Consider the following 24563-nt stretch of genomic DNA (forward strand, 5'->3'; position numbering starts at 1 on the left):
GAGGCTAATTTATCAGTAATAGTACACTTTTAAAACTCTTTCAAATCCTTATAGACTTACTTTTACAATTTCACCAACTCTACCCGACGATTCTTTGCCTTACCATCTTCATTCGAATTATTTGCAACAGGCTGAGTATCCCCAAAACCTTTAGCGGTTAAACGGTTGCTTTCAATACCCGCTTTGGTTAGGGCAGAAACCACACTTTGCGCACGCTGATCAGACAACTTTAAATTATGTGCTGCATCACCGGTATTGTCGGTATGACCATAAATACCCAGTTTTAAATCCGGGTTATCTTTTAATAAAGCAACAATCTGTTCAATTTGCGCTTGAGAGTCCGGTAAAATCTCAGCTCTATTCGTTGCGAAGTTAATCTGTACGCTCACTTTATTGTCTTGATCCAGACTTTGTTTTAGTGCGCTTGAAGTCAGGGCTTTGGCAGTGACATTTAAAGGTTTGGATTCAGCCACCATCAGCGAAATATAATTGCCAGATTGGGTCAGCTGGAACCATGCAGACTTATCTTCTTGGCGAAGTACATAAGTCTTGGTCGGGTAGTTAAAAATATCACCCAGGCCAGCATAATACTGCACCTGAAAATCCTTAGGAATTTTCTCAATGATATCTTTGGGAATCTGGCTATTGGCAATTTCTACACCGCCCAAATCCTTGATCACACTCTCCAGATTACGCTGAATTTCTAAAAAATTGCCTTCTTTATATTCCGGTTTCGAGGTAATGCCTGAACTGAATAATTTGCCTTCAACCCATTCCAGTTGCTGTCCTGTCCAGAATGGAACGCGCTCAAAATTGCGCTGCTCAGTATTTTGATAGATATAATCGTCTGGCAGGGAAATATAAGGAAAGTCACCGAGTGTCGCTGTGCTGAGTGGAATTTTACTGATGTCAAAAGCTTGTGCCGGTGCCGTTTCGGCAGCTTGCGTGGTATCTTCCTGCTGGATTTCGGTTTTGGAGGTTTCTGCTTGCTCGGTTTTGCTACATGCCGCAAAAATAAAAGGCATACAAAGAATGGCAGTACGAAGGAGAGTGGAAGTCTTCATTAAATTTCCTTATTGTTCGGGCATTTTTATGGAATTTATTGTATAGAAATTCACCTGTAGTGCAAATTTTAATCAAAACCTAAATCTGAGCGGCTTTAGTATTCATAATTAAAGCCAGAGAAGAGTAATTGGTGAAGATTCCATTATCAAAAACTGTACCATAAAACCCCATTTTGATATCGTTTTGGTGCAAGTTTGATCACTCTTGGCGCATAAATATTTTAGACACATTTTGTAGCATTTATTAAGTTTCAACTAACTGTTTTAAATCAATTTTTTAATAATAAAAAACTCTTTATATTTGGCATATTTTCTGCTTTTATTTATATACCGAATTAAAAGAGGAGAGCATATTACTTGAAGAACCAGACGCAATTCTCGATCAATCCATCATGTCTAAAAATAATTACAGTACATGATTAATTTAACGGCCTCTTGGTGAATTAATTCACTCATTTTGATTCCAAATAAGCCCCATAACCGTTGATGGGGCTTTTTTTGAGCTGCATTTCTGCCTTTTCTCCTCGTAATTAGCAAATTTCCCTACCTAAAACTGGCACGTTTTCTGCATTTCCCTAAGTAATACGAAATTTACATTCAGTAATACCGAGGAGATGCGCATGAATAATCAAAGCAAAAAAGCCAAGCTGCATCCATTTGCCCAATTTTTAATTGAACTTCTCAGCGTTCGCGCCGGGCTTTATGTCAAACAGGATTCACTCAAGGAAAGCAGACGTGTCTAAACCGAAATTGGCACGAATCAGTATCACCGTGCCGGAAACCACATTACAGGCCATGGATCAGAAAATTGTCGAGCAGCACTATGAAAGCCGCTCGCAGGCCATTGTCGACATGATTAACCGCCACCTGATTGATGAGCTGGTTTCTCGTGATGAAGTCATGGTCGGCACGTTGACCTTGGTCTATGACGTCAGCCTGAAACCGTTACGTTCCCAGCTGGTCGATTTGCAACAGCAATATCTGGAACAGGTAATCAGCTCGCTGCATATCCAGCTGGATGATCAGAAAGTCCTGCAAGTGATGCTGATGCAGGGTGTAAGCAGTGATTTAAAAGAAATTAGTGAGCAATTTATTGCATTAAAAGGTGTGCTGAAAGGACACCTGGAACTGATGGATGCCGTGATGCCTCCCATTCCCCAAAATACCAATAAAGGAGTATTGTCATGAATACTTTATGGACAATTCAAGACTGGCAGAACGCCTACCAACAGCAGCAGATTCAGTTACAGGATCTGATCGATTATGTAGCATCATTTCAGAATGATGATCATGCCTGGATTTCAATTGCATCTGCAGAACAATTACAAGCACAAATTGATGCCTTAACAGGAAAATCACCAGCCGAATTGCCACTCTACGGCATTCCATTCGCAGTCAAAGACAATATTGATGTTGCCGGTTTCTATACCACTGCAGCCTGTAAAGAAGCTTCTTATCTCGCAACCAGCGATGCAACGGTTGTGGCTAAATTAAAAGCTGCCGGTGCTGTTGTCGTAGGTAAAACTAACCTAGACCAGTTTGCGACTGGCCTGGTCGGTGTACGTTCACCCTACGGCGCAGTGAAAAACAGCTTTAATCCGGAATATATCAGTGGCGGTTCAAGTTCGGGTTCATCTGTAGTCGTGGCCAATGGTCAAGTGCCATTTAGCTTAGGCACGGATACCGCTGGCTCTGGCCGTGTACCGGCAGGACATAACAATATTGTTGGCTTGAAACCCACCAAAGGCTGGTTTTCCACTATGGGTTTGGTGCCAGCATGCCGCACCATTGATGTGATTTCAATTTTTGCCCTGACTGTCGATGATGCGTGGCAAGTTGCTCAAATCATGCAAGGCTATGATGCGACAGATGAATATTCACGCCAGCATCCAGCCAATGTGCCAACCCAATTTTCCAAAGGCAAAATCGCGATTCCGGCACAATTGGAATTCTATGGCGATGCTGAAACTGAAAAAGCCTTTGAATTGGCAATTGCCCGTATCAAACAGCTTGGTTATGCAGTTGAAGCGATTGATTTCAGCATTTTCAACCAGTTGGCATCCGCACTTTATAACAAGGCTTGGGTGGCTGAACGGACCAATGCTGTTGAAAAACTGGTTTCTCGTGATGTAACGCATCCGGTGATTAACCAGATTATCAGTCAGGCAGACAACTTTAATGCTGTCGATATGATGCAGGCGGAATATGAACGAGCGCAATTGGCTCGTCAGATCAATCTAGCCCTGGCTGACTTTGATGCCTTGATGGTGCCAACGGCTCCAACCATCTACAAGATTGCTGATGTGGAAGCGGATCCATTAGTCAAAAACAGCCACATGGGCGCTTATACCAACTTTGTGAATTTTGCGGATTTATCGGCTTTGGCACTGCCTAATGCAATTCGTGCTGATGGTTTGCCAAGTGGGGTGACCTTTATTGCACCCGCCTGGATGGATCAGGCACTGGCGAACTTTGGTCAGAGCTGGCAGCAGGCAACAGCTTTAACACTGGGCACTTCGCAAAAAACTTATGAACAAACAAGCCAGATTCAGTCACAGCATGCAGTAAAACTGGCAGTCGTCGGTGCGCATCTGACTGGTATGCCATTGAACTTCCAGCTCACCACACGTGGTGGCACTTTAGTGCAAAAAACCAAAACCGCAGCCAGCTACAAACTGTTTGCACTGAAAAATACCACACCACCAAAACCAGGTTTGCAGCATCACAATAAAGGTCAAGAAATCGAAGTGGAAGTCTGGGAGATTCCGTTTGCCAACTTTGGCCAGATCGTGGCGGAAGTTCCAGCACCGCTGGGCATTGGCAATGTACAGCTGGCAGATGGCAGTTGGGTTAAAGGTTTTATCTGCGAAGGCTATGCGCTTGAAGATGCAACTGACATCAGTCATTTTGGTGGCTGGCGAGACTTTATTAAATCAAAACAACTTTCAAATACACGTTTTAAATGTAATTGCATAGGGGAAATCGCACAATGATCAAGAAAGTAACTTTAGCAGCATCTGTTTGCTGCGCAATTTTTATGAGCGGTTGTGACAATACGGCGAAAGTTCCAGAATCATCTGGTCAGGCCAAAGGCAGTGTAAATACTCAGCCGATTCGTATCGGCTATAGCGACTGGCCAGGTTGGGTAGCTTGGCAAGTGGCGATTGAAAAAGGCTGGTTAAAAGAAGCAGGCGTGAATGTCGATTTTAAATGGTTTGACTATTCAGCTTCATTGTCTGCCTTTGCCGCAAATCAGCTGGATGCAGTCATGGTAACCAATGGTGATAATCTGGTGACTGGCTCTGGTGGTACTAAAGGCGTGATGATTCTGGCGACGGATTATTCAGCTGGAAATGACGTGATCATTGCCAAGAATGGAATTAACTCGATTCAGGATCTACGCGGTAAAACTGTTGCCACTGAAAAAGGTCTGGTCGATCACTTGCTGCTATCGACTGCTCTGGATGATGCAAAGGTTAAACTGAATGAAGTGAAACTGGTTAACACCATGACCAATGAACTGCCACAGGTCTTTGCAACAGCGGATATTGATGCGATTGCAGTATGGCAGCCAGTCGCGAATCAGGCCTTATCTGCGGTTGCCGGGTCAAAAATTATTTTCAGCTCTAAAGATAAAGCTGGTCTGATTTATGACACTTTAACTGTGAATCCTGCGCATTTGGAAGCCAATAAAGAGCAATGGAAAAAGGTCATTCAAGTTTGGGATAAAACCGTTAAATATATCAATGACCCGGCAACTCGTGCAGATGCTGTAGAAATCATGTCGAAACGTGTCGGTGTGGATGCAAAAGCCTATATGCAGTTTGTAGATGGCACACACTTGCTGGATCTGGAAGCCAACAAGAAAGTCTTTACCAAAGGTGATGGTTTCGATTCAATCTATGGTTCAAGCTATCACGTCAACAAGTTCAACGTCACCAACGGCATTTATAGCACTGAAATGAATGTGGATAGTGTGATTGTTCCAACGCTGGTACAAGAGCTGAAATAAGTCGTAATGCAGACAATAAAAATCCCCAGGTTCGGGGATTTTTTATTATTAGATGAGTAGATATCTTTTATAAATCGAAAAATGATCGTTAATATTCATATTCAATGGATATTGAAAGTTCCTTCTCCCTCTGGGATGAGAAGCATAGCTTCGCAAGAGGATGAGGGTATTTATTAGAAAGAACCTCTCCCTGAGGAGCATGCTTCGCAAGTCTCCTACAAGGAGAGGGAATCTACTTCTTAGTAATTAAAAATGACTGATGAAAAAACGCTAATATTAAAAAATTAAAGCTCAACACTTTTGGAAAAGACATTAATAAAAATAATTCCCACAATCATGAATGACAGACCAATCAGTGCCGGAATATCCAGATGCTGCTTGAACACCAGCAGTCCGACAGTAGAAATCAGGATAATGCCTGCACCAGACCAGATCGCATAAGCAATGCCCATTGGAATGGTTTTCATGGCCATGGAAAGAAAGAAAATGGCAATCGCATAACCAACAAATGTGGTAATTGACGGCCAGAGTACGCTAAAGCCATTGGATGCCTTTAGTGCAGAAGTCGCGATGACTTCTGCAATAATAGCAACGGATAGATATAAAAAAGCCATATTCCTCCTTATAACACCCGTTCTGTATGATGGAGCAGGTGATCCTGTTCTGCGCTCATCCACTGTGCTGCTTCTGCAGTGGTGGTAGTCGTGTGCTGAAACTCATATCCAGGTTGATAGATATCAATCTCAAAAATCAGATCAATTGCACGACCATCCAGAACCACATGCTGGACCAGACGGGTTACATCCAGAATTTCAAAATTGTCCAGGTCAAAGGCGTTGCCTGTTTCACCGGTACGGGTGCTGTAGGTTTTACTTAAACCTTGGGTGCCAATAGAGACTTCGAAGCTTTGCAGCAGATCAAATGAAGTAGTATCGGCTGACTTGATATCTAGTGCTGCAACCTGAGTTTGTATTTCTGGCAAGCGGGTCAGGGCATAAGCAATATGATCATCACAAATAATCAGACCGCCATCCATTTCCAGTTTTTCATTTGATTGAGCATCTACCGCAGATTCTAAACGTAGGCCTAAGAACAGACCTTTTTTCACTTGCTGACGCCAGTCTTCGACATAGACATTGCTCGGTGAAAATTCCAGAATACAGTTCCCGATCGCATGCAATTTTGCGGGTTCAGGCCACTGCACATGGTTCTGATAATTGGCGTAGTGTTCAACTTCCCAGGACAAGAGCTGCGGTGCCTCATCCCATATCGTATTGCCAATCCAGCCCTGACGTTCTATCACTGGCGTGTCGTTCTGACTTTTCAGGCGCAGATCAATGGTAAAGCTGCGTGACTGGAACCAGTACACAATGGTGTTTTGATCGGTCAGGCCATTAAAGAAACTGATGCTTTTTCTGCGAAATGCCCCGTATAAAAAGCTCGGAACAACTTCAGGTTGAGCAGTGGTTGGCGTTAAGGTTTTTATGGCTGCTAACAGGTTCATGATGCCGCCTCCGCTTTTTCATTCAGCCCAAAGGAAGACAGCGGAACGGCATTTTTTAGGACAAGCTCACCACTGGCAATTCGCTGTTTTAAATACTGGAACGTTTGTGCGGTCTGGTTAAACAGGTGTTCACCACCAATCAAAGGTTTATATTTGGAATCATTGGTGTGCACCACCGGTTCAATCACGGTGTCATAGTTACAGGTACAGAACAGCGGGAAGGAGTAACGCTCTTCAGAGACTTTTTTTACGCGGTGTTTGGTTGCCAAGTATTTGCCATTGGACAGGATTTCCATCATGTCCCCAATGTTCATCACTAGCGTATTTTCGATGAGTGGAATATCGATCCATTCACCAGCTTTGTTCAGCACCTGCAAACCTGGTGCGGTAGGCAGCAGCAGGGTAAAGCATTCATAGTCGGTATGTGCACCGATGCCTTCGGCATCTTTGATATCCGGATTGTAAGGATAATGAATCAAGCGCAATTGACTTGGCGCATCATTAATTTTATCGGCAAAGAAATCTTCTTTGACACCGAGAGTCAGTGCAAAAGCAGCAAAGATCTGTTCGCTGATGGTGCGCAAGTGGCCGTAATATTGGCTAACAATAGTTTTAAAATTTGGATGATCAGGCCATAAGGTTGGGCCTAGCAATGGGCAGTCTGTTCTAGAACCCTGATAATCATAATTCACATCATAGGCTTCTTTGAGGTCATAACTGTTGCCCGCGAACTGTTCTTCACCAATTGGCACATAACCGCTATGGTTACTGGATTTGCCAATATAGTGCTGCATTTTGGTGTCCAGATTCTGCTCAAAATAGGATTTGGCCAGTTCGACTAATGACTTGGCATAATCAAAATTAAACTGATCCCCTTTAAGATAAAGGAATCCGACATCTTTACAGGCCTGGTCTAAAGCTGCCGCAACTTCAAGACGATCGGCCAGATGTGGACTTTGCATTTTAGAAATATCGACGAGTGGGAGTACGTATTGGTCTTGCATTGCAATCACCTTATTGTTGGTCGTCCAACACAGCGATTAAAACCTTTGGGTCGTCCCAAAGGCTCTTTTTTAAAAGGATTATTTAATCGTGCTGACCTTGGTCAAGCGTGGAATCTCTGGAAGATCGGCTAGTGCAGGATCCAGCTCATCCTCCTGAGCATGTACCAGATGATTGACGTGCTCGCGAAGCTGTTTAAATTTCGGAGTCAGCATTAGATCTGGATGGCGTGGACGTGGTAAATCCACTTCAATAATTTCCTTAATTTCACCTGGATTGGCTTTCAACGCCACAATCCGGTCTGCCAGCAAGATCGCTTCATCCATATCGTGGGTCACGAAAATGATGGTGATGTCGATGTTTTGCCACAGATCCATCAGATGACGCTGCATTTTTTGGCGTGTATGCGGATCCAGTGCACCAAAAGGTTCATCCATCAGCAATACTTTAGGTTCATTGACCAAGGCGCGGGCAATCGCCACACGTTGTTTCATTCCGCCTGAAAGTTGATGCGGATACTGATCCTGATATTTTTCCAGGCCAATGATGTTGATCCATTCACGTGCCTGCGCTTCAGCAGAAGCATTACTTTGGCCTTTCATTTTCGGGCCAAACATGATGTTTTCTTTCACGGTCTTCCATGGGAACAGGGTATAGCCCTGAAACACCATGCCACGCTCCGGACTTGGGCCAGTAATCGGCTTGCCATCCACCAGAATTTCACCGCTGGTATAAGGATCAAGTCCAGCAACAACGCGGCTAAAGGTCGATTTACCGCAACCCGATGGACCAATCACACAGATAAACTCACGTTTATGAATTTTCAGGTCAATGCCATTTAAAATGGTGCGTTCAGTTTTGCCATGCTTGAAAGATTGGGTGAGCTGTTTGGCTTCCAGAATGACCGGACGGCTATAAATCTTGTCAAAGTATTCGCGGGTATTAAATTTAGTGTTTTGCATCAGTTGGCTCCCGGTTTCCATTTAAATAAGCGTTGTCCCAATTTCATTAAAATCACGTCACAGAGCAGACCAATTACCCCAATGATCAAGATTGCTGCAAAAACATTGTCAAAATTCTGATAACGGGCCTGCTGGGTGATAAACCAGGTAATACCGGAAGTACTGCCGATCAGTTCAGCCACGATCAGGTAAGTCCATGCCCATCCCAGTAGTACGCGTAAGTTACGATAAATTTCAGGAAGGGCTGCTGGAATGACCACATGAAACAGGCTTTTTAATTTATTAGTACCCAGGGTAAAACCGGCTTCAATCAGACTGCGATCTACCAGTCGTGTAGTATTGGCAATGATCAGGATTTGCTGGAACAGGGTTCCAATCACAATGATGGCTACTTTTGGTGCATCATTGATGCCTAAAATAGCCACCGCAAGGGCACCAAAAGCTGGGGCTGGCAGATAACGGAAAAACTCAACAAATGGCTCCGTGAGTTGGGAAATTTTGTTAGAGAAGCCACATAAAATACCGAGTGGAATACCGATCAGAGAAGAAATAAAGAAGGCAGTAAACACCAGTTTGATACTATGCCACAGGCTTTCATGAAACCATGGGGCATTGGCTTGAGCAGGTTCTGTGGTAAATGCAGTGACCAATGCGATCGCCACTTCATGCGGGGCAGGCAGATAGATCGGATTGACCAGAATACCTTGGGGCGGCGCCAGGCCTTGATCCACGGCGGATTGCGCAGCAGAGAAAAAGATATCCTTATCAATACGACTACCGGCCTGTAAATAGCTAACGCTGCCTGAATCGGCAATCTGGACTTGTGGATGCCAGATAAATGGCAAATAACTGACTGCACACCAAATCAAAATCGGTATTAAAAAAGAGCCAAAGCCAAACAGTATTTTATTTCTTTGACTGAGTTCACGTGCAACGTAACTCATAGTGTTGCCCCTCAATATTACAATTTTTATAAAACGTAATACTGATCAAGCAAAATGGATGCCATGATAAGCAGAAATATTCAAAATGATAAAATAACCTGATATTTCAAAAGAGAAATTTAAACTGATAGGCAGGATCAACAACTTACCCAAGTTAACAGTTTGCTTACATCTAGAAACATAAATAATCTTATTTTAGTCTTTATTGATCAATTTATAGTCAGAACTATTTCATATCTTTACATTAGTTTATTTAATCTCTTATTTTCCTTAAGGTATTGTTCACTTCTTAACTCATTGAATTATAAAAGGGGAGCAATGCTAGAATTTAAAAATCAAATTGTACACGGCGCAATTTTCGATATGGATGGAACCATGTTTGATACTGAACGTTTGCGCTTTCAAACCTTGCAACAAGCTTCGCGTGAGCTGATCGGTGTCGAATTTTCTGAAAACTATTTAATGCAGTGCTTGGGCTTAAGTGCCCGTAGTGCCGAGCAGCTGGCCAAAGAGCGTTATGGACAAGATGTTCCTTATGCCGAGATCCGCCAGCGTGCTGATGTACTGGAACTAGAACATGTACGCAATTATGGTGTTCCAATTAAAAAAGGTTTATTACAGGTGTTGGAACGCCTACGCAAGGCAGGCCTAAAAATGGCTGTGGCGACTTCGAGTCGACGCGCGATCGCAGAAGAATATCTGATCAATGCCAATGTCTATAAATTTTTTGATGTGCTGGTGTGTGGCGATGAGATTAAACAGGGGAAACCTCATCCAGAAATTTTTATCAGCGCAGCCGAAAAAATCAATTTAAGTCCGGCTCAATGCCTGATGTTCGAAGATTCTGAAAATGGCCTGCGATCTGCCTATGATGCAGGCGGTATGACGGTACTTTTTAAAGATATTAAAACGCCGAATGAATCAATGCTGGCACAAGCGCAGTATTATTATGAAACGATGGAAGATTTTCTGATAGATCTGAACCAGTTTGTTCCGGTGCTAGAAATGCCAGAACTTGAGACTGCATTTCCGCAAACGCTGAATCAGTTAACAGTTGGGATTCACGGCTTCGGTGCAATTGGCGGTGGTTATCTGGCTCAGGTGTTATCACACTGGGATGGCTATACGCGTCCACGCAAAATTATTGCCTCGACCCGTAATCCACTCTATCAGTCTGCCGTAAATGCATTTGGCACCTATTGCATTCGTTATGGTCAGAACTCTTTTGACCAGCGTATTGAGAATATGAGTGTGATTGATGCGCATGATCTGGAGCAAATGCAGAACATGTATATTGAATCCAGTCTGCTCGCAGTCTGTGTCCCTGAGGAAGCGCTGGTTTCTGAAGCAGAGGTGATTGCACAGGGTTTATATGCGCGATACCTGGCTTATGAGCAACAGGAGCAGCCGCTGACGCTGTTAATTATCCTGAATAAAATCGGAGCCAAACAGCTGGTGATGCAGCAGATTCTGAGCCGTCTGCAACAGATTACGGATGAACAGACAGCGCAGCACATTATGGATCAGCATTATTTCTGTGACACAGTGGTGAACCGTATGGTCTCCAAACTGTCGGACCAGAAACTGTATCGTCAGCTGCGCATCAAATACAACATGTTCAAGCAGTATCAGCTGGATGAAGATCTGTCCGTAGTGGATCTGGATGATTCTACAGCCCTGAATGCAGAGCAGGAACATCAGGCGGGCTTATATATTGAAGACCTGCGCCGTAATTTCCAGCCGAGTCATATTCTGCAGTCGATGGACCTGATTCTATTTAATGCCGAAACGGATATGCCAATCTATGTAGAAAATAACAGTCCATTATTGGCTAAAATGCGCCAAATGATTCTGGTAGATGATATTGCGAATATCCAGCTGATTAAAAATCGCTTATGGAATGGTGTGCATGCGATGATGGCCTGGTATGCCAGCCTGCGCGGTCATCAGACTATTGGCGTGGCCATGTCAGATCATGCAGTTAGAAAATTCATGCAGCAGGCTTTAGCGCAGGTGAAGCATAGTCTCTGCTACCAGATTCCTAAGCATGCTTCAGATCTGGAACGTCTGGCGCAAAGTTTCACTGAATCCTGTGCCTATGCTTATCAGGACCCATGTGCCCGTGTAGGGCGTGAACCTTTAAGAAAGCTGGAACACAATGAACGGGTTATGGGTTCATTATCGACCTTGCTTAAATATAGTTTGCCATTTGATGTGGTTTTAAAAGGCGCAGTGTTGGGCTATATCTATGCTCTGGAACAGGGTGAATGCGAACAGCAGGAACTGTTGATGCATTTACAGATCCAGTTAAGACATATGGCATTAGAACCGCAGCTATATGAGACTTTGTATGATGAAATGTCACAATTCATCAATCAGATTATCGCTGGAAAATTGTCCTTGCAAAAATTCATGCAACTGGATTTGCAGCAAGCGTTCAGCTAAATCACATAGTAAATAAAAAAGACCCAGAACAATTCTGGGTTTTTTATTGCAATAATTTTAAATCACCACTGAATCTTGCTGATAAATACACTGCTGGGCAATTTGCTGTTGGTCTTCTTGAGAAAGTTCAACATCATCCCATTTCTGGATCTGATCCAGCAGCCAGATAAAATCTGCTAATTTCGGTTCAGCACTTTCACCATGCATATTACGGATAATCTTCTGGATTTTATGGAAGTCATACACATGTTGCTGCGCAGAACATTCAAACTGGATGATCTGATAATCCATCAGCATGTCCCAAACTTCAGAAAGATTGGTAGTATGCTTTAAATCTATCTGGGCTTTTTTTACAGCAGCGACTAAGGCCTCTACAGTCAGTGGATGCAACTCGCCCCATTCCTGAGTTATTGCCAACACTTTGTCTGCCACTTTAGGAATGACATTCTGACTAGCTGCAACAATCAGGCTATAACCTTCAAGCTTGGCCTGAATATTCCATGGCTCACCCACACAAAAACCATCAAAAATCTGTGCTGCAATTCCTTTAACCATCAAAGGGGGTGGTGAGGTCTTGAGCAATATATTTTTGGCATATTGCGCATCAGTTAAAGCCAGCCATTCTCTTAAACAGTAATGATGAATGGAGTATTTATAAACATGTGCCAGGCCTACTTTGTGTTGCTGCTTTAAGGCACTGACCAGCTTTTGTGACGTGATCCGTTCATTATCTTCAGGCTGAATGCCGAGTTCATAGCAGAGATCCTGTCTTAAACTGATAAATGCCTGATTGATACTGAGTACTAATGGAGTCTGCAAAGCGACTTGTAACTGGTCTGCGCCCAAAGCAGCCGCGGGAAGCATGGCAGATAGGCAATGGGCAGCATCCAGAAAGCCATAGGCCAGACGGTCGCGTAAGCTGGACCAGGAGGCTTCACGGATCAGATTTACCTTTAAACCCTGTTCAGTAAAATAACCTTGACGCTCCGCCCAGAGAATGGCAACACAATCAAGCAGTGGAATATAGCCAATATTGAGTTCTGTTTTTTCTAATGTTGTCATTGAATGCTCCTTATTGGCCGGATAACAGTTTTTGTGCATCAAGTAAGCGCCTTGCCATATCGCCAATGGTAATCCGGTGACTCATGGCATTTTTGCGCAACAGGGCAAATGCTTCTTCTTCGCTCAGTCCATGCAGCTGGATCAGCAGGACTTTGGCTTTATCAATATCCCTGCGATCACTTAATTTTTCCTGAGTTTCCTTCAGGTCATGTAACAGTTTTTTATGTTTCTGGAATTGTTCAATCGATATTTCCAGAATATTTTCCAGTTTGGTTGGATCGATCCCGTCCACAATATATGCCGTGACTCCGGCATCAATGGCATTTCTGATGGTGTCCTTGTTGGAATTTTGGGTAAATAGAACCGTAGGTAATTCATACTGACTCACGCAGCTTTCGATAATATCGCGATGAGGATGATCCATATTTAACAGAATGACATCGGCATGCAGACTTTTGATATCAACAATATTGAGGTCATTCAGAATGACACAGGCCACCACATGAAAATCATGCGCAAGCAAAGAAGCCTGAATAAATTCAGCGCGTTCTGGATCATCATCAATCAGGGCAATTCGTAATTTAGACATGCAAGATTTTTAGCTAGTACATCGGGGAATATTCCATAAGGACTTATGCAAAAAACATACCATGCAATTTGGTGCAAAAAATTAAGAGATTAGGTTAAAAGTGTCATAAAAATAGTGCAGAGGAACTTAAAAGGCCGAATTAACCTAACTAAAATAAGGCGTTGTTGAAATAATCGCACTAAAATAAGGAGTTTTAAGGCAATAAAGAATATAAAAATTACCGCTTAGATCAATTTTAATTTCATCCAGATGATCGGGAAAAATAAAAAATCAAATATAGATAAAAATATTGGAATAATAATTGCTTATTTTTAATCCACTATAAAATAAAAAGGTGGAATAGACATGAAATTACAATTTATACCATCCCTGCTAGTAATAAGCAGTCTTTTGATGGCGGGTAATGTGATGGCAGAAGACGGTGGTTTACGCTTTACCGAGAAAACTCTGGCCAAAGTGGCAGAAATGAAAACCAAGAAAAAATCAGCCGAAACCCGGCAAGCTGCACCATTACAAGCGCAAGTAATTGAAAATGCCTCTAAATAATAATAGCCAAAATACATGAAGAAACTCTCCAGCAGGAGGGTTTCTTTTTTGGGGCTAAAATTTATAAGCCATAGTTCAAAAAGTAAGAGTTTTATTTTCTGATCATCACTTAGGTTTTAGTCTGTAAACCTGTCTATTAAACTGATCTTTATGAATCAGAATATTGTTTATATCTTCAAAATTTTTAATTTAAATCACTTTTTGCCAACTCAAATAAGATGGTTGCAAGAAAAAAATACATATCTATAAATTACAAATACTTAATAAATTAGATGTCAGAACTTGTTTAAATCTGTCTGTGATCTTGCAAAGTACTGACAGATTATTTGTATAGAATAAATTAAAAATATTGCCGCACCAGTCAGATATTTTGGCAGAAAATATCTGCTTAATTTTGCATGCTTCATTTATGCTACAGCTTAAATTTTAAGCCAAGTCCTAAAGCAGATCAGGATCACTTATACAGGATTGTATAAATTCGCCATGAATATGACAAAAATTCCTCTCAAGAAAAATCCGCTTAGCCTGATGATACTGTCGGCATTTTCAGGCCATCTTTATGCTGAAACTACGCTAGCGCAGGATAGTGTTCAGCAACTGGACACTATTGTGGTGACCACGGAGCAAAATACAAATTCCCAGCAACAGACTGTGGCCGAACTTGCCAGCGTTTCGGGAGGAACCAATTTTATTTCAGATCAGCAGTTAGAACATCAGCGTCTGGGAACCACTGCTGACGTCTTTCGTCTCCAGCCCGGTATTTATGCCCAGTCTCCGGGCAATGAAGGAGCCAAAATTTCTATCCGTGGTTCTGGCATTAACCGTACTTCTGGTGCACATGCATCCGGAACTTATGTCATGATCGATGATATTCCCTTTACCGGACCGGGTGGTACAGCTTATGAACTGCTTGAACCGTGGTGGATTGATCATGTTGGGGTGTACCGTGGTGCCAATGGTTTAAAACAGGGCGGATTGTCCTTAGGTGGAACAGTTAACTATAAAAGTAAGACTGGTGCAGAGCAGAATGGCTCTGAATTAAAATATGAAGCGGGTAGCCATGGCTATCAGAAATACCAGTTTAGTACTGGCCGACAACTCGACAAGTTAGATTATTATCTGGCAGTGACGGGTTCGCAGTTTGATGGGATTCAGGATCATGCCGAAAGTGATGGTAAAGGTCTGGCTTTTAATCTGGGTTATCAGATCAGTCCCGATATTGAGACCCGCTTTTATGCCCGTTACCGTGAAAGCAAACATTTAACGCCGGGGCGCATTACCCAGGAACAGCTCAAGAATAATCCTGGAGCAGCCAATGATTTTAATCTGGCTGTAGATGCCAAGCGGATTCAGCCGGGCAGTACCTGGCTGGCAAATACTACCACCTGGAACTTGCAGGATGATGCCAAACTGACCGGTAGTCTGGCTTATCATCATTATCCATTGGATCTACGTGAAAGTAGTTATCGTACCAATGTCGATTATGAAGATATTAGTGCACGGATTCAGTATGAAAAGCCTTATCAGTTGTTCGGTCTTGAACATCAAGGACGAGTTGCTTTTCGAAGTACCACGCACCGTCCAAACAGTGGGGTTACCGAAAGTTTAAGAACTGATCGGGTTATAAACGGGGAGGAGTATCCAGCAGGTACCGTAACACGCCGTTATACCTATCGTGGTTCAGACAATGTGCTGCAATTTGATCAGGAAACCCAGTTGAATGATCAGTTTAAGCTTGATCTAGGATTGGCAGCAGCCTATACCCACCGTGAGAGTGAAGTGACTTATCCTGTGGCTAGTCCTGAAGTTAGCCGCTATGAATGGAATTTCGCCCCGCGTATTGGCCTGACTTATCAGCCAAGTGAGATGCTGCAATGGTTTGCCAATTTAAGTCGTAGTATTGAACCGGCACATCCATGGGCAATGGCATGGTCTTCACCTTATTATTTTGATAGTGGTGTCGCTTCAGGGCGGGTACGTGAACCTATTTATCTGGACACGCAAACTGCAAATACTTTAGAACTGGGTGGCAGGGGCCAATCAGATTGGGGTGAATGGGCACTGAGCTATTATTATTCCAAAGTTAAAAACGAGTTATTAACCTCAGAGTTGATCAAAACCTATGAGGATGGATCGGAACGACCTTCTGAGCCAATTGCTGTTGAATCCAATGCAACTCCAACCCTTCATCAAGGTGTAGAACTCAGTCTGGATACACCATTGTATGTATCGCAGCAGGGTGAGCTTCGTCTACGTCAAGCTTATACCTTGAGTGATTTCCAGTATAAGAATGATCCTTTATTTGGCAAAAACCAGTTGCCGGGAATTCCAAAACATCTTTATCAGGCACAGCTCAGTTATGCCTTGAATAACGGTCTTTATGTGGGGCTAAATACTGAATATGCATCGAAGATGGCACATGACTATGCCAATAGCCGCTTCAGTGATGATTATCAGATCTGGGGTATTGATCTAGGATATGCGCCAGAAGATCAGTCATGGAGTGCCTGGGTTAACTTCAAGAACATCACCGATGAAAAATATGCAGCAGTGGTAATTCCAGGCTATGACGACAAAGGTGCAGATCGAGCACGATCTTCACCGGGTGAAGGCTTCTCGACTTATGCAGGCGTGTCGTTTAAATTTTAAAATCATCACTGCATAAAAAAGCGGGCATTTTTGCCCGCTTTTTTTATTGTCAGCTTATATAAAACTAGCCTTCCAGAATTCCACTGACACCTGTCACAATCATATCAATGGCGATGGTTCCGATTAATAGTGCTGCGACACGACCAACGATATCGACATAAAGGTCAATATAATTAGAATATTTGTGCTGCATATGATCATGCAGATACTTCATCAGGATCAGTAAGCTACAGGTTAAAAATAAAGTGAAAAAGATCACCAGAATGGTTTGCATTAAACTGAGCTGAATCCCGGTAATCACGGAAGCCGAAATGGTGCCGGGACCGATCATAAACGGCATGGCAATCGTACCCGCCAGATGACTGGGCGCTCCACGCATCACACCAATCGTATCAGCACCTTCAAAGACATAACGATAGCCAATCACCAGAAAAATAATACCGCCAAAAATCTGGAAGGACTCAAACCGTACATGCAAGACTTCATTAAAGAAGGCTTCACCGGTTTTTGCAAAAATGATGAACACAATAAAGCTGATCAGACTGCCATGAATCAATGCCATGTTGAATACTTTTGCGTCGGAATTACGGATAATTCCGAGCATATAGATACTCATCAGAAAAGGGTTGAGCAGGGAGAAAAACAGGGCAAATGCATTCAAACTTTCTGACATCATTCAGTCCTTCCGTAGTTGAGATATCCTAGATTTCACGGTCCGGGAACAGCGGACGTTTACCTGGGCTGATCCGGTTAATATGCAGATACATCATATGGCGTTCATATTTATCCAGGATGTCATTGATCACCTGTTCCTTACTATAACCGACCAGATCGTTGCCCTGAGAGCCTTCAAACAGATAACTTTCCAGACGATAGTAATAACGTTTGGTTCGTTTACCCCGTGAACTGAAATTTGGCGTGTCATAGCGTACCGGCCATATTTCATAGACAAAGTTTTCTTCTTCATCCAGCTGAATGGTGAGATCCAGATGATACAGTTCAGGTTCTTCCTCAAGCGGTTTTTCCTGAATATTTACTTGAATGCCTTTGTCAATTAACTCGGTTGCAACGGCCTCAATGGCTGGTTTGCAAACATTATCCAGCATGGTTCGGGTCTGGGATAGGCTTGGATGCAGCATGACCCGGCTCAGACGCTTCTTCCAGTTCAGGATGTCCACATTACCGACCACAGGCGCAGCATTCAGACTGGTACTGGCCTGCCGAAAATCCTCCAGACGCAAGGACTTATACAGTCCGGCCATCACAAAGAAAATCACGAAACTAAAAGGCAGACCCATAATAATCGTGGTGTTCTGTAATGCTGTCACGCCATTCGCCATGAGCATTGCCAAAGTTAGCAAACCGATAGCAATGGCCCAGAACACACTGAGCCAGCGCGGTGAATCATGCTCAATATTAGTGAATTTAGTGGTGAAGTTCCCCAATACCAATGCCCCTGAATCCGCTGAAGTCACATAGAACAGCAAACCTGTAATGGTGGCGACACCTGCGAGAAATGTGAAACCTGGATACTGTGCTAGCAGGTCATAAAAACCATGCGCTGGATTTTCTAAAACAGTTGTCGCAAGCTGAGTATTACCATCAAAAATCACGCTGTATAAAGCACTGTTACCGAAAATAGACAACCAGGTCAGGGTAAATAACAGAGGAATAACTAAAGTCCCGGTGACAAATTCACGAATAGTACGACCACGGGAAATACGTGCCAGGAACAGACCGACAAAAGGCGACCAGGCAATCCACCATGCCCAGAAGAACAGGGTCCAGCTATTCATCCATTCTTTAGGCTGCTCAAAAGGAAAACTGCTTAAAGAGAGTTTCGGGAACTGGCTGAGATAATCACCAAAATTCTGAATTAGAGCCGCTAATAAAAACTCTGTATTTCCCATAAAGAGAATAAAGAGCAGCAACCCGATTGATACATAGATATTAATTTCAGACAGAACCCGAATACCTTTATTGACACCCGCAGTGACTGAAATAATAGTAATAATGACTGCAACACCAATTAATGCAGTTTGAATCCAGATATTTTCCGGCAAGCCAAACAGGACATGCAGACCGTAATTTAGCTGAACCACACCAATACCGCAGGTTGTGGCAATACCAAAAATCGTACCGAGTACTGCAGCGGTATCTACTGTATGGCCAATTGGGCCATTAATTCTTTTTCCAAAAATAGGATAAAGCGCAGAGCGAATTGTCAGTGGTAAATTATAGCGATAACTGAAATATCCCAACGCAACCCCAATCAGCGCATACATGCTCCAGCCGGTCAGACCATAGTGAAACAGGGTCCAGACCATAGACTGGCGTGCAGCTTCAAAGGTTTCAGCTTCACCGACTGGAGGACTCATATAATGAGACAGGGGTTCAGCGACCGAGAAGAACATCAAGTCAATCCCGATCCCGGCTGAGAACAACATGGCCGACCAGCTCAGCAGGCTGAATTCGGGTTTAGAATGTTTTGGACCAAGCTTGATTTCGCCATAACGTGAGCAGGCGATAAAGACAATAAAAACCAGATACAGCGTTGCCGCCAGCAGGTAATACCAGCTAAAGGTACTACTCACCCAGTTTAAAATATTAATAATGACTAGATTGGCTTGTTCATTAAATAAAATTGTGATGATAGAAAACAGCAGAATAAGCGTCGCCGAACAATAAAAGACTACCTTATTCAGACTATCTTGCACCTCTTCGTTTTTCTTTTGCATAAATCTCTGACCATCGTTTTTGTTGCCGGATGATCTACAGTGCAGTGTGATTTAAAAGCAAAAACTGGCCCTAAAGCTTCCTTGTTTTCGTGAATTACAAACTTTTGCAAATCCAAAACAAACTGCGCTGTACATCAAGGGTGAGCTGGCACTATAATTTTTATTAATTGAACGTTCAATTAAAAAAGCGTTTATGAATTGTTACATCATTCAGCTATTTGCTTTAGCAGAATGATTTTTTATTGCTACATCCGTTATTCAGGTTAGTCCTATGCCAAAAGTTGGTATGCAACCGATCCGTCGTCAGCAACTGATCGATGCCACCTTAGCTGCAGTGAATGAGCTAGGTTTTGCAGAAGCTTCAATTAGTCAGATTGCTCAGAGGGCAGGTGTCTCAACCGGCATCATAAGTCATTATTTTCAAGGTAAAAATGGGTTAATTGAAGCCACAATGCGTTACTTATTGCAGCAATTAGGTAAATCTGTTGCTGAAATCAAGTCACAGGTGAATGACGCCCCTGAACAACGCTTACTGGCGATTGTGCGTGGCAATTTTACTGCTCCACAAACGGATAAAGCGGCCATGAAGGTGTGGTTGGCTTTTTGGGCCAGCAGTTTGCATCAGCCTGATTTACATCGTTTACAGCAAATAAACCATTACCGCTTACATTCCAATCTTAAATATGAATTCATGAAAAAGCTGAGTAAGGATCAAGCTGAGAAGGCAGCACAAGGTCTGGCTGCACTCATTGATGGATTCTGGCTAAGAGGTGCTTTAGTAAGTGGCGAAATTGATCCAGAACTGCCGATTGAACTGTGTAGTGAATATATCCGGCAACAACTCAAATAACCAATCTGCGAGGGAATTCCATTGACAACATTCAAACTGCAACGTCCTTATATCCATGGACAATATGTCGATGCAACGTCCAATAGCACGTTTCAAACTATTAACCCTGCAACAGGCGAAGTCCTGGCTGAAGTGCAGGTCTGTTCAAAAAACGATATTGATCGTGCGGTTGAATCTGCACAACAAGGGCAAAAAGTCTGGGCAGAAATGACCGCGATTCAACGTTCGCGCATCTTGAACAAGGCAGTCGCCATTTTACGCGAGCGCAACGATGAGCTGGCAAAATTAGAAAGCCTGGACAGCGGTAAAGCCTTTAGTGAAACATCGACTGTTGATATTACGACAGGTGCAGATGTACTCGAATATTATGCGGGGATTCTACCGGTTCTTGAAGGCCAGCAAATCCCGCTGAGAAGCAGTTCCTTTGTCTATACCCGCCGTGAACCTTTGGGTGTGGTTGCCGGGATTGGCGCATGGAATTATCCGATTCAGATCGCATTGTGGAAATCTGCACCGGCACTCGCTGCAGGCAATGCCATGATTTTCAAAGCCAGTGAAGTTACGCCTTTAACTGCGCTGAAACTGGCAGAAATTTATACTGAAGCTGGTGTACCGCATGGTGTCTTTAATGTGGTTACCGGCAGTGGTGAAATTGGTGGTTATCTGACTTCGCATCCTGATATTGCCAAAGTATCGTTTACTGGTGGCGTTTCAACCGGTAAAAAAGTCATGGCGCAAGCTGCTAATTCTAGTTTGAAAGAAGTCACCATGGAGCTGGGTGGTAAGTCTCCGCTGATTATCTGTGAAGATGCCGATCTGGATCTGGCGGCTGATATTGCCATGATGGCGAATTTCTATAGCTCCGGTCAGGTGTGTACTAACGGTACTCGCGTTTTTGTACCTTTGGCATTGAAAGCAGAATTTGAAGAAAAGATTTTGCAGCGTGTTGAACATATCCGTATGGGTGATCCTCTCGATCCTGAAACCAATTTCGGTCCGGTTTCCAGCTTTGAACATATGGAAAAAGTACTGGGTTATATCGAGAAAGGCAAGATAGAAGGGGCACGCCTATTATGTGGCGGCGGCCGTGCTGAGGATGAACAGTTTGCCCAAGGGGCGTATGTCCTGCCAACCGTGTTTACCGACTGCCGCGATGACATGACCATTGTACGTGAAGAAATCTTCGGTCCAGTCATGAGCATCTTGAGTTATGACACCGAGCAAGAAGCGATTCGCCGTGCCAATGATACCGATTATGGTCTGGCTGCAGGTGTCGTCACACCAGACTTAGCCCGTGCCCACCGAATTATTCATCAGGTAGAAGCGGGTATCTGCTGGATCAATACCTGGGGTGAATCGCCTGCAGAAATGCCGGTCGGTGGTTATAAGCACTCCGGTGTCGGACGTGAAAATGGGCTTGTGACCTTACAGCACTACACCCAGACCAAATCGGTTCAGGTCGAACTCAGTCCTTTCCAGTCTGTATTTAGCGCATAAGGGGGATTTGATGAATTACGACTATATTATTATCGGTGCGGGTTCTGCGGGGAATGTTCTAGCAGCGCGTTTAACTGAAGATCCAGATACTAAAGTGCTATTACTTGAGGCGGGTGGCCCGGACTATCGTCTGGATTTTAGAACCCAGATGCCGGCTGCTTTGGCTTATCCTTTACAAGGACGCCGTTATAACTGGGCCTACCTGACTGATCCAGAACCCCACATGAACAATCGCCGTATGGAATGTGGTCGTGGTAAAGGTCTGGGCGGATCTTCACTGATTAATGGCATGTGCTATATCCGTGGTAATGCTATGGATCTGGAACAGTGGGCCAGCCTTAAAGGTCTGGAACACTGGAACTATGCGCAGTGTCTACCCTATTACAAAAAAGCTGAAACCCGCGATATTGGCGGCAATGACTATCATGGCGATTCAGGTCCGGTTTCGGTGGCAACGCCTAAACAGGGCAATAATGAACTGTTTCATGCCATGATCGAAGCTGGGGTTCAAGCCGGTTATCCACGTACCGATGACTTGAATGGCTACCAACAGGAAGGCTTCGGGCCAATGGATCGTACTGTGACACCACAAGGTCGTCGCTCCAGTACGGCACGTGGTTATCTGGATATGGCCAAAGGCCGGGATAATCTCACTATTATTACCCATGCCATGACCAACCGAATTCTGTTCAATCGTAATCAGGCGATTGGCGTAGAATATTTTGAAGGTCAAAATACCTTGCAGCCGATTCAGGTCTTTGCGGATCGTGAAGTTCTACTATGTGCAGGTGCAATTGCATCTCCACAAATCCTGCAACGCTCTGGTGTAGGTCCGGCTGAGTTATTAAAAAGTCTGGATATTCCCGTGGTTCAGGATCTGCCGGGTGTGGGTGAAAACCTGCAAGACCATCTGGAAATGTACTTACAATATAAGTGCAAAAAACCGGTCAGTTTATATCCGGCATTGAAATGGTATAACCAGCCCATGATTGGCGCAGAATGGCTATTCCTGGGCAAAGGCATTGGCGCCAGCAACCAGTTTGAAGCCGGAGGCTTTATCCGTTCTTCGGATGAGTTTGAATGGCCAAACATCCAATACCACTTCCTGCCAGTGGCGATTAACTATAATGGGACCAATGCTATTCATGAGCACGGTTTCCAGGCCCATGTCGGTTCTATGCGTTCACCATCTCGTGGTCGGGTTCACCTGAAATCCAAAGATCCATTTGAACATCCAAGCATTCTGTTCAACTATATGAGCACTGAACAGGACTGGCGCGAATTCCGGGATGCTATCCGTATTACCCGTGAAATTATGCATCAGCCCGCCCTGGATCCCTATCGTGGTGAGGAAATCAGTCCGGGCAAAAATCTGCAAACTGATGCAGAAATTGATGAATTTGTTCGTAATCATGCAGAAACAGCGTATCATCCGTCCTGTAGCTGTAAAATGGGTGAGGATGATATGGCAGTTGTCGATGGTTATGGGCGTGTGCATGAGATGCAAGGCCTACGTGTCATCGATGCTTCAATTATGCCGCTTATTATTACAGGCAACCTCAATGCAACCACGATCATGATGGCTGAAAAGCTTGCAGATCATATCCGTGGCAAGCAGGCATTACCTGCTTCTACAGCGCCTTTCTACCGGGCCCCACGCGCTTAAGTCATGGCTATATTCCTGTTGCTTGTTGCATCAAGGAATATAGCGAAATTTATTTTTACCCAAAGCTGGATAGGGCTGTCATCGGTTTCAGTGTTATCCATTCTTTGCTTAATATAATTTATATTTTATGAGAATTTTCAAACAAACAGTCCTTTTCGGCTGTGCTGCTGTTTCTAGTGTTTATTGTTTTGCAGATGATGCAGAAGCAAAAAAAATTGAAACCAGTGGAAACATCAGTGTAGTTTCTAAATACATCTCCCGTGGTCTGACCAATGCGCCAGAAAATGATGACGTTGCCTTACAGGCAGCGCTGAATCTGGCTTATGGTAATTTTTATGTCGGTTACTGGGGCTCAACCTTAGGTTATTCCTATCCGGAACTGGAAGGCAAGAAGTCACATCGTCGCGATAAAGTCGAACATGATTTTATCGTGGGCTATACCTATAGCAGTGAAAACTACGACTGGAATTTTTGGGATGCGACCTACTATTATCCGGGTGGCAGCCATACCACTTCAAATGAATTAGGTTTGAATGTAAGTCGTGCACTGAATGACAAGACCAGCGTCACAGCGGGTGTATCGACCTATTTATATGATGTCGCCTATGCCAATCAAGGTGATACTTTTTATACCCTGGATTTAACCCATCAGATTAATAACAAGTTTGGTGCGCATGTCGGTGCAGCAGGTGGTTATTTTAATGATGAAGGTAAATATGAAGGTAATGAGCTAGGTAATACCACAAAACAGCATGCTTTCCGTTATGCAACTGCTGGATTAAGTTATGAAGTTGCGCCGAAATTGACCTTGTCTGGTGATTATATCTTCGGTGGTTACGACCGTTTTGGTGATAAACAGCGCGATCTCGCTGTGTTTGGTATTGGCTATGACTTTTAAGTTGGATCTTGATCTGATTTAAAAGACGCATTTCGCAGTCCATAAAATCCAGTCGGGAACAGCATGTATCAATAAAAACAGCCTGTTCCCGGCTTAAAGCCAGATTTCCTGAATATTTAATTAACAGATATTTTG

At 43.5% G+C, this 24563-nt stretch carries 21 protein-coding genes; 11 read left to right on the plus strand and 10 right to left on the minus strand.

Annotated features, from left to right (window positions below):
* Positions 1 to 62: 62 nt before the first annotated feature.
* Positions 63 to 1064 (minus strand): OmpA family protein, encoded by a 1002-nt coding sequence (locus tag AC4MCC_RS07300; RefSeq protein WP_491885821.1) that lies wholly within the window; start codon positions 1062 to 1064, stop codon positions 63 to 65.
* Between the two features lie 620 nt (positions 1065 to 1684).
* On the opposite strand from AC4MCC_RS07300, the gene AC4MCC_RS07305 reads away from it, so the two are divergent.
* The 4 genes from AC4MCC_RS07305 to AC4MCC_RS07320 are packed head-to-tail and all read left to right on the plus strand — an operon-like array spanning position 1685 to position 5076.
* Positions 1685 to 1807, plus strand: a complete 123-nt coding sequence (locus AC4MCC_RS07305) for a hypothetical protein (RefSeq protein ID WP_257225439.1) — start codon at positions 1685 to 1687, stop codon at positions 1805 to 1807.
* On the plus strand, positions 1800 to 2252 hold the full coding sequence (locus AC4MCC_RS07310; RefSeq protein WP_099339103.1) for a CopG family ribbon-helix-helix protein: 453 nt from the start codon (positions 1800 to 1802) through the stop codon (positions 2250 to 2252). Before AC4MCC_RS07305 ends, AC4MCC_RS07310 begins: the two co-directional genes overlap by 8 nt.
* On the plus strand, positions 2249 to 4057 hold the full coding sequence (gene atzF / locus AC4MCC_RS07315; protein WP_491885822.1) for an allophanate hydrolase: 1809 nt from the start codon (positions 2249 to 2251) through the stop codon (positions 4055 to 4057). The genes AC4MCC_RS07310 and atzF overlap by 4 nt, the downstream gene beginning before the upstream one ends.
* Complete coding sequence (locus AC4MCC_RS07320) at positions 4054 to 5076, plus strand: ABC transporter substrate-binding protein (RefSeq protein WP_347473648.1); 1023 nt, start codon at positions 4054 to 4056, stop codon at positions 5074 to 5076. The genes atzF and AC4MCC_RS07320 overlap by 4 nt, the downstream gene beginning before the upstream one ends.
* A gap of 284 nt (positions 5077 to 5360) precedes the next feature.
* Here the strand turns inward: AC4MCC_RS07320 and AC4MCC_RS07325 are convergent, their stop codons facing one another.
* From AC4MCC_RS07325 to AC4MCC_RS07345, 5 genes are all read right to left on the minus strand, one after another.
* Entirely contained in the window at positions 5361 to 5690 is a 330-nt protein-coding gene (locus AC4MCC_RS07325) for a DMT family transporter (RefSeq protein ID WP_491885823.1), read from the minus strand.
* A gap of 8 nt (positions 5691 to 5698) precedes the next feature.
* A complete protein-coding gene (locus tag AC4MCC_RS07330; RefSeq protein WP_491885824.1) occupies positions 5699 to 6580 on the minus strand; it encodes a hypothetical protein in 882 nt (293 codons plus the stop codon).
* Entirely contained in the window at positions 6577 to 7584 is a 1008-nt protein-coding gene (locus AC4MCC_RS07335) for an isopenicillin N synthase family dioxygenase (RefSeq protein WP_491885825.1), read from the minus strand. Before AC4MCC_RS07335 ends, AC4MCC_RS07330 begins: the two co-directional genes overlap by 4 nt.
* A 78-nt stretch (positions 7585 to 7662) precedes the next feature.
* Positions 7663 to 8544 carry an ABC transporter ATP-binding protein gene (locus AC4MCC_RS07340; RefSeq protein ID WP_491885826.1) on the minus strand — a complete coding sequence of 294 codons (882 nt, stop codon included), beginning with the start codon at positions 8542 to 8544 and terminating at the stop codon, positions 7663 to 7665.
* Positions 8544 to 9488, minus strand: coding sequence for an ABC transporter permease (locus AC4MCC_RS07345; protein WP_034587150.1), 945 nt, complete (start codon positions 9486 to 9488; stop codon positions 8544 to 8546). The genes AC4MCC_RS07340 and AC4MCC_RS07345 overlap by 1 nt, the downstream gene beginning before the upstream one ends.
* Before the next feature lie 318 nt (positions 9489 to 9806).
* On the opposite strand from AC4MCC_RS07345, the gene mtlD reads away from it, so the two are divergent.
* Entirely contained in the window at positions 9807 to 11933 is a 2127-nt protein-coding gene (gene mtlD / locus AC4MCC_RS07350; RefSeq protein ID WP_491885827.1) for a bifunctional mannitol-1-phosphate dehydrogenase/phosphatase, read from the plus strand.
* Between the two features lie 57 nt (positions 11934 to 11990).
* Here the strand turns inward: mtlD and AC4MCC_RS07355 are convergent, their stop codons facing one another.
* Positions 11991 to 12995: an ABC transporter substrate-binding protein gene (locus tag AC4MCC_RS07355; protein ID WP_491885828.1), complete on the minus strand. Its 1005-nt coding sequence runs from the start codon at positions 12993 to 12995 to the stop codon at positions 11991 to 11993.
* Positions 12996 to 13005: 10 nt separating this feature from the next.
* Positions 13006 to 13584 carry an ANTAR domain-containing response regulator gene (locus AC4MCC_RS07360; protein WP_004785667.1) on the minus strand — a complete coding sequence of 193 codons (579 nt, stop codon included), beginning with the start codon at positions 13582 to 13584 and terminating at the stop codon, positions 13006 to 13008.
* Between the two features lie 393 nt (positions 13585 to 13977).
* On the opposite strand from AC4MCC_RS07360, the gene AC4MCC_RS07365 reads away from it, so the two are divergent.
* Complete coding sequence (locus tag AC4MCC_RS07365; protein ID WP_491885829.1) at positions 13978 to 14130, plus strand: hypothetical protein; 153 nt, start codon at positions 13978 to 13980, stop codon at positions 14128 to 14130.
* A 483-nt stretch (positions 14131 to 14613) separates the two neighbouring features.
* Positions 14614 to 16779, plus strand: coding sequence for a TonB-dependent receptor family protein (locus tag AC4MCC_RS07370; RefSeq protein ID WP_491885830.1), 2166 nt, complete (start codon positions 14614 to 14616; stop codon positions 16777 to 16779).
* A 64-nt stretch (positions 16780 to 16843) separates the two neighbouring features.
* Here the strand turns inward: AC4MCC_RS07370 and AC4MCC_RS07375 are convergent, their stop codons facing one another.
* A complete protein-coding gene (locus tag AC4MCC_RS07375; protein ID WP_491885831.1) occupies positions 16844 to 17452 on the minus strand; it encodes a MarC family protein in 609 nt (202 codons plus the stop codon).
* A gap of 28 nt (positions 17453 to 17480) precedes the next feature.
* Positions 17481 to 19517, minus strand: coding sequence for a choline transporter (locus AC4MCC_RS07380; protein ID WP_160255607.1), 2037 nt, complete (start codon positions 19515 to 19517; stop codon positions 17481 to 17483).
* Between the two features lie 271 nt (positions 19518 to 19788).
* Between AC4MCC_RS07380 and betI the strand changes: the two genes are divergently transcribed.
* The 4 genes from betI to AC4MCC_RS07400 all read left to right on the plus strand — a co-directional run bounded on the left by betI (position 19789) and on the right by AC4MCC_RS07400 (position 24428).
* The gene (betI, locus tag AC4MCC_RS07385; protein WP_005235723.1) at positions 19789 to 20367 is read left to right on the plus strand and encodes a transcriptional regulator BetI; all 579 of its coding nucleotides are present in this window, start codon (positions 19789 to 19791) and stop codon (positions 20365 to 20367) included.
* A gap of 21 nt (positions 20368 to 20388) precedes the next feature.
* Positions 20389 to 21864, plus strand: a complete 1476-nt coding sequence (betB, locus tag AC4MCC_RS07390; RefSeq protein ID WP_159122946.1) for a betaine-aldehyde dehydrogenase — start codon at positions 20389 to 20391, stop codon at positions 21862 to 21864.
* A 10-nt stretch (positions 21865 to 21874) separates the two neighbouring features.
* Entirely contained in the window at positions 21875 to 23530 is a 1656-nt protein-coding gene (betA, locus tag AC4MCC_RS07395; RefSeq protein ID WP_491885832.1) for a choline dehydrogenase, read from the plus strand.
* Between the two features lie 127 nt (positions 23531 to 23657).
* The gene (locus AC4MCC_RS07400; protein WP_491880047.1) at positions 23658 to 24428 is read left to right on the plus strand and encodes a TorF family putative porin; all 771 of its coding nucleotides are present in this window, start codon (positions 23658 to 23660) and stop codon (positions 24426 to 24428) included.
* Positions 24429 to 24563 lie beyond the last annotated feature (135 nt).

The organism is Acinetobacter sp. CAU_H_56 (assembly GCF_058599425.1).

Coding starts and splice junctions, on each gene's coding strand:
- AC4MCC_RS07400 (WP_491880047.1), top strand. CDS start 23,658: ATGAGAATTTTCAAACAAACAGTCCTTTTCGGCTGTGCTGCTGTTTCT.
- mtlD (WP_491885827.1), top strand. CDS start 9,807: ATGCTAGAATTTAAAAATCAAATTGTACACGGCGCAATTTTCGATATG.
- AC4MCC_RS07380 (WP_160255607.1), bottom strand. CDS start 19,517: ATGCAAAAGAAAAACGAAGAGGTGCAAGATAGTCTGAATAAGGTAGTC.
- AC4MCC_RS07345 (WP_034587150.1), bottom strand. CDS start 9,488: ATGAGTTACGTTGCACGTGAACTCAGTCAAAGAAATAAAATACTGTTT.
- AC4MCC_RS07375 (WP_491885831.1), bottom strand. CDS start 17,452: ATGTCAGAAAGTTTGAATGCATTTGCCCTGTTTTTCTCCCTGCTCAAC.
- AC4MCC_RS07300 (WP_491885821.1), bottom strand. CDS start 1,064: ATGAAGACTTCCACTCTCCTTCGTACTGCCATTCTTTGTATGCCTTTT.
- betI (WP_005235723.1), top strand. CDS start 19,789: ATGCCAAAAGTTGGTATGCAACCGATCCGTCGTCAGCAACTGATCGAT.
- AC4MCC_RS07365 (WP_491885829.1), top strand. CDS start 13,978: ATGGCGGGTAATGTGATGGCAGAAGACGGTGGTTTACGCTTTACCGAG.
- AC4MCC_RS07360 (WP_004785667.1), bottom strand. CDS start 13,584: ATGTCTAAATTACGAATTGCCCTGATTGATGATGATCCAGAACGCGCT.
- AC4MCC_RS07335 (WP_491885825.1), bottom strand. CDS start 7,584: ATGCAAGACCAATACGTACTCCCACTCGTCGATATTTCTAAAATGCAA.
- AC4MCC_RS07370 (WP_491885830.1), top strand. CDS start 14,614: ATGAATATGACAAAAATTCCTCTCAAGAAAAATCCGCTTAGCCTGATG.
- betA (WP_491885832.1), top strand. CDS start 21,875: ATGAATTACGACTATATTATTATCGGTGCGGGTTCTGCGGGGAATGTT.
- AC4MCC_RS07325 (WP_491885823.1), bottom strand. CDS start 5,690: ATGGCTTTTTTATATCTATCCGTTGCTATTATTGCAGAAGTCATCGCG.
- AC4MCC_RS07330 (WP_491885824.1), bottom strand. CDS start 6,580: ATGAACCTGTTAGCAGCCATAAAAACCTTAACGCCAACCACTGCTCAA.
- AC4MCC_RS07320 (WP_347473648.1), top strand. CDS start 4,054: ATGATCAAGAAAGTAACTTTAGCAGCATCTGTTTGCTGCGCAATTTTT.
- AC4MCC_RS07305 (WP_257225439.1), top strand. CDS start 1,685: ATGAATAATCAAAGCAAAAAAGCCAAGCTGCATCCATTTGCCCAATTT.
- AC4MCC_RS07340 (WP_491885826.1), bottom strand. CDS start 8,544: ATGCAAAACACTAAATTTAATACCCGCGAATACTTTGACAAGATTTAT.
- AC4MCC_RS07355 (WP_491885828.1), bottom strand. CDS start 12,995: ATGACAACATTAGAAAAAACAGAACTCAATATTGGCTATATTCCACTG.
- atzF (WP_491885822.1), top strand. CDS start 2,249: ATGAATACTTTATGGACAATTCAAGACTGGCAGAACGCCTACCAACAG.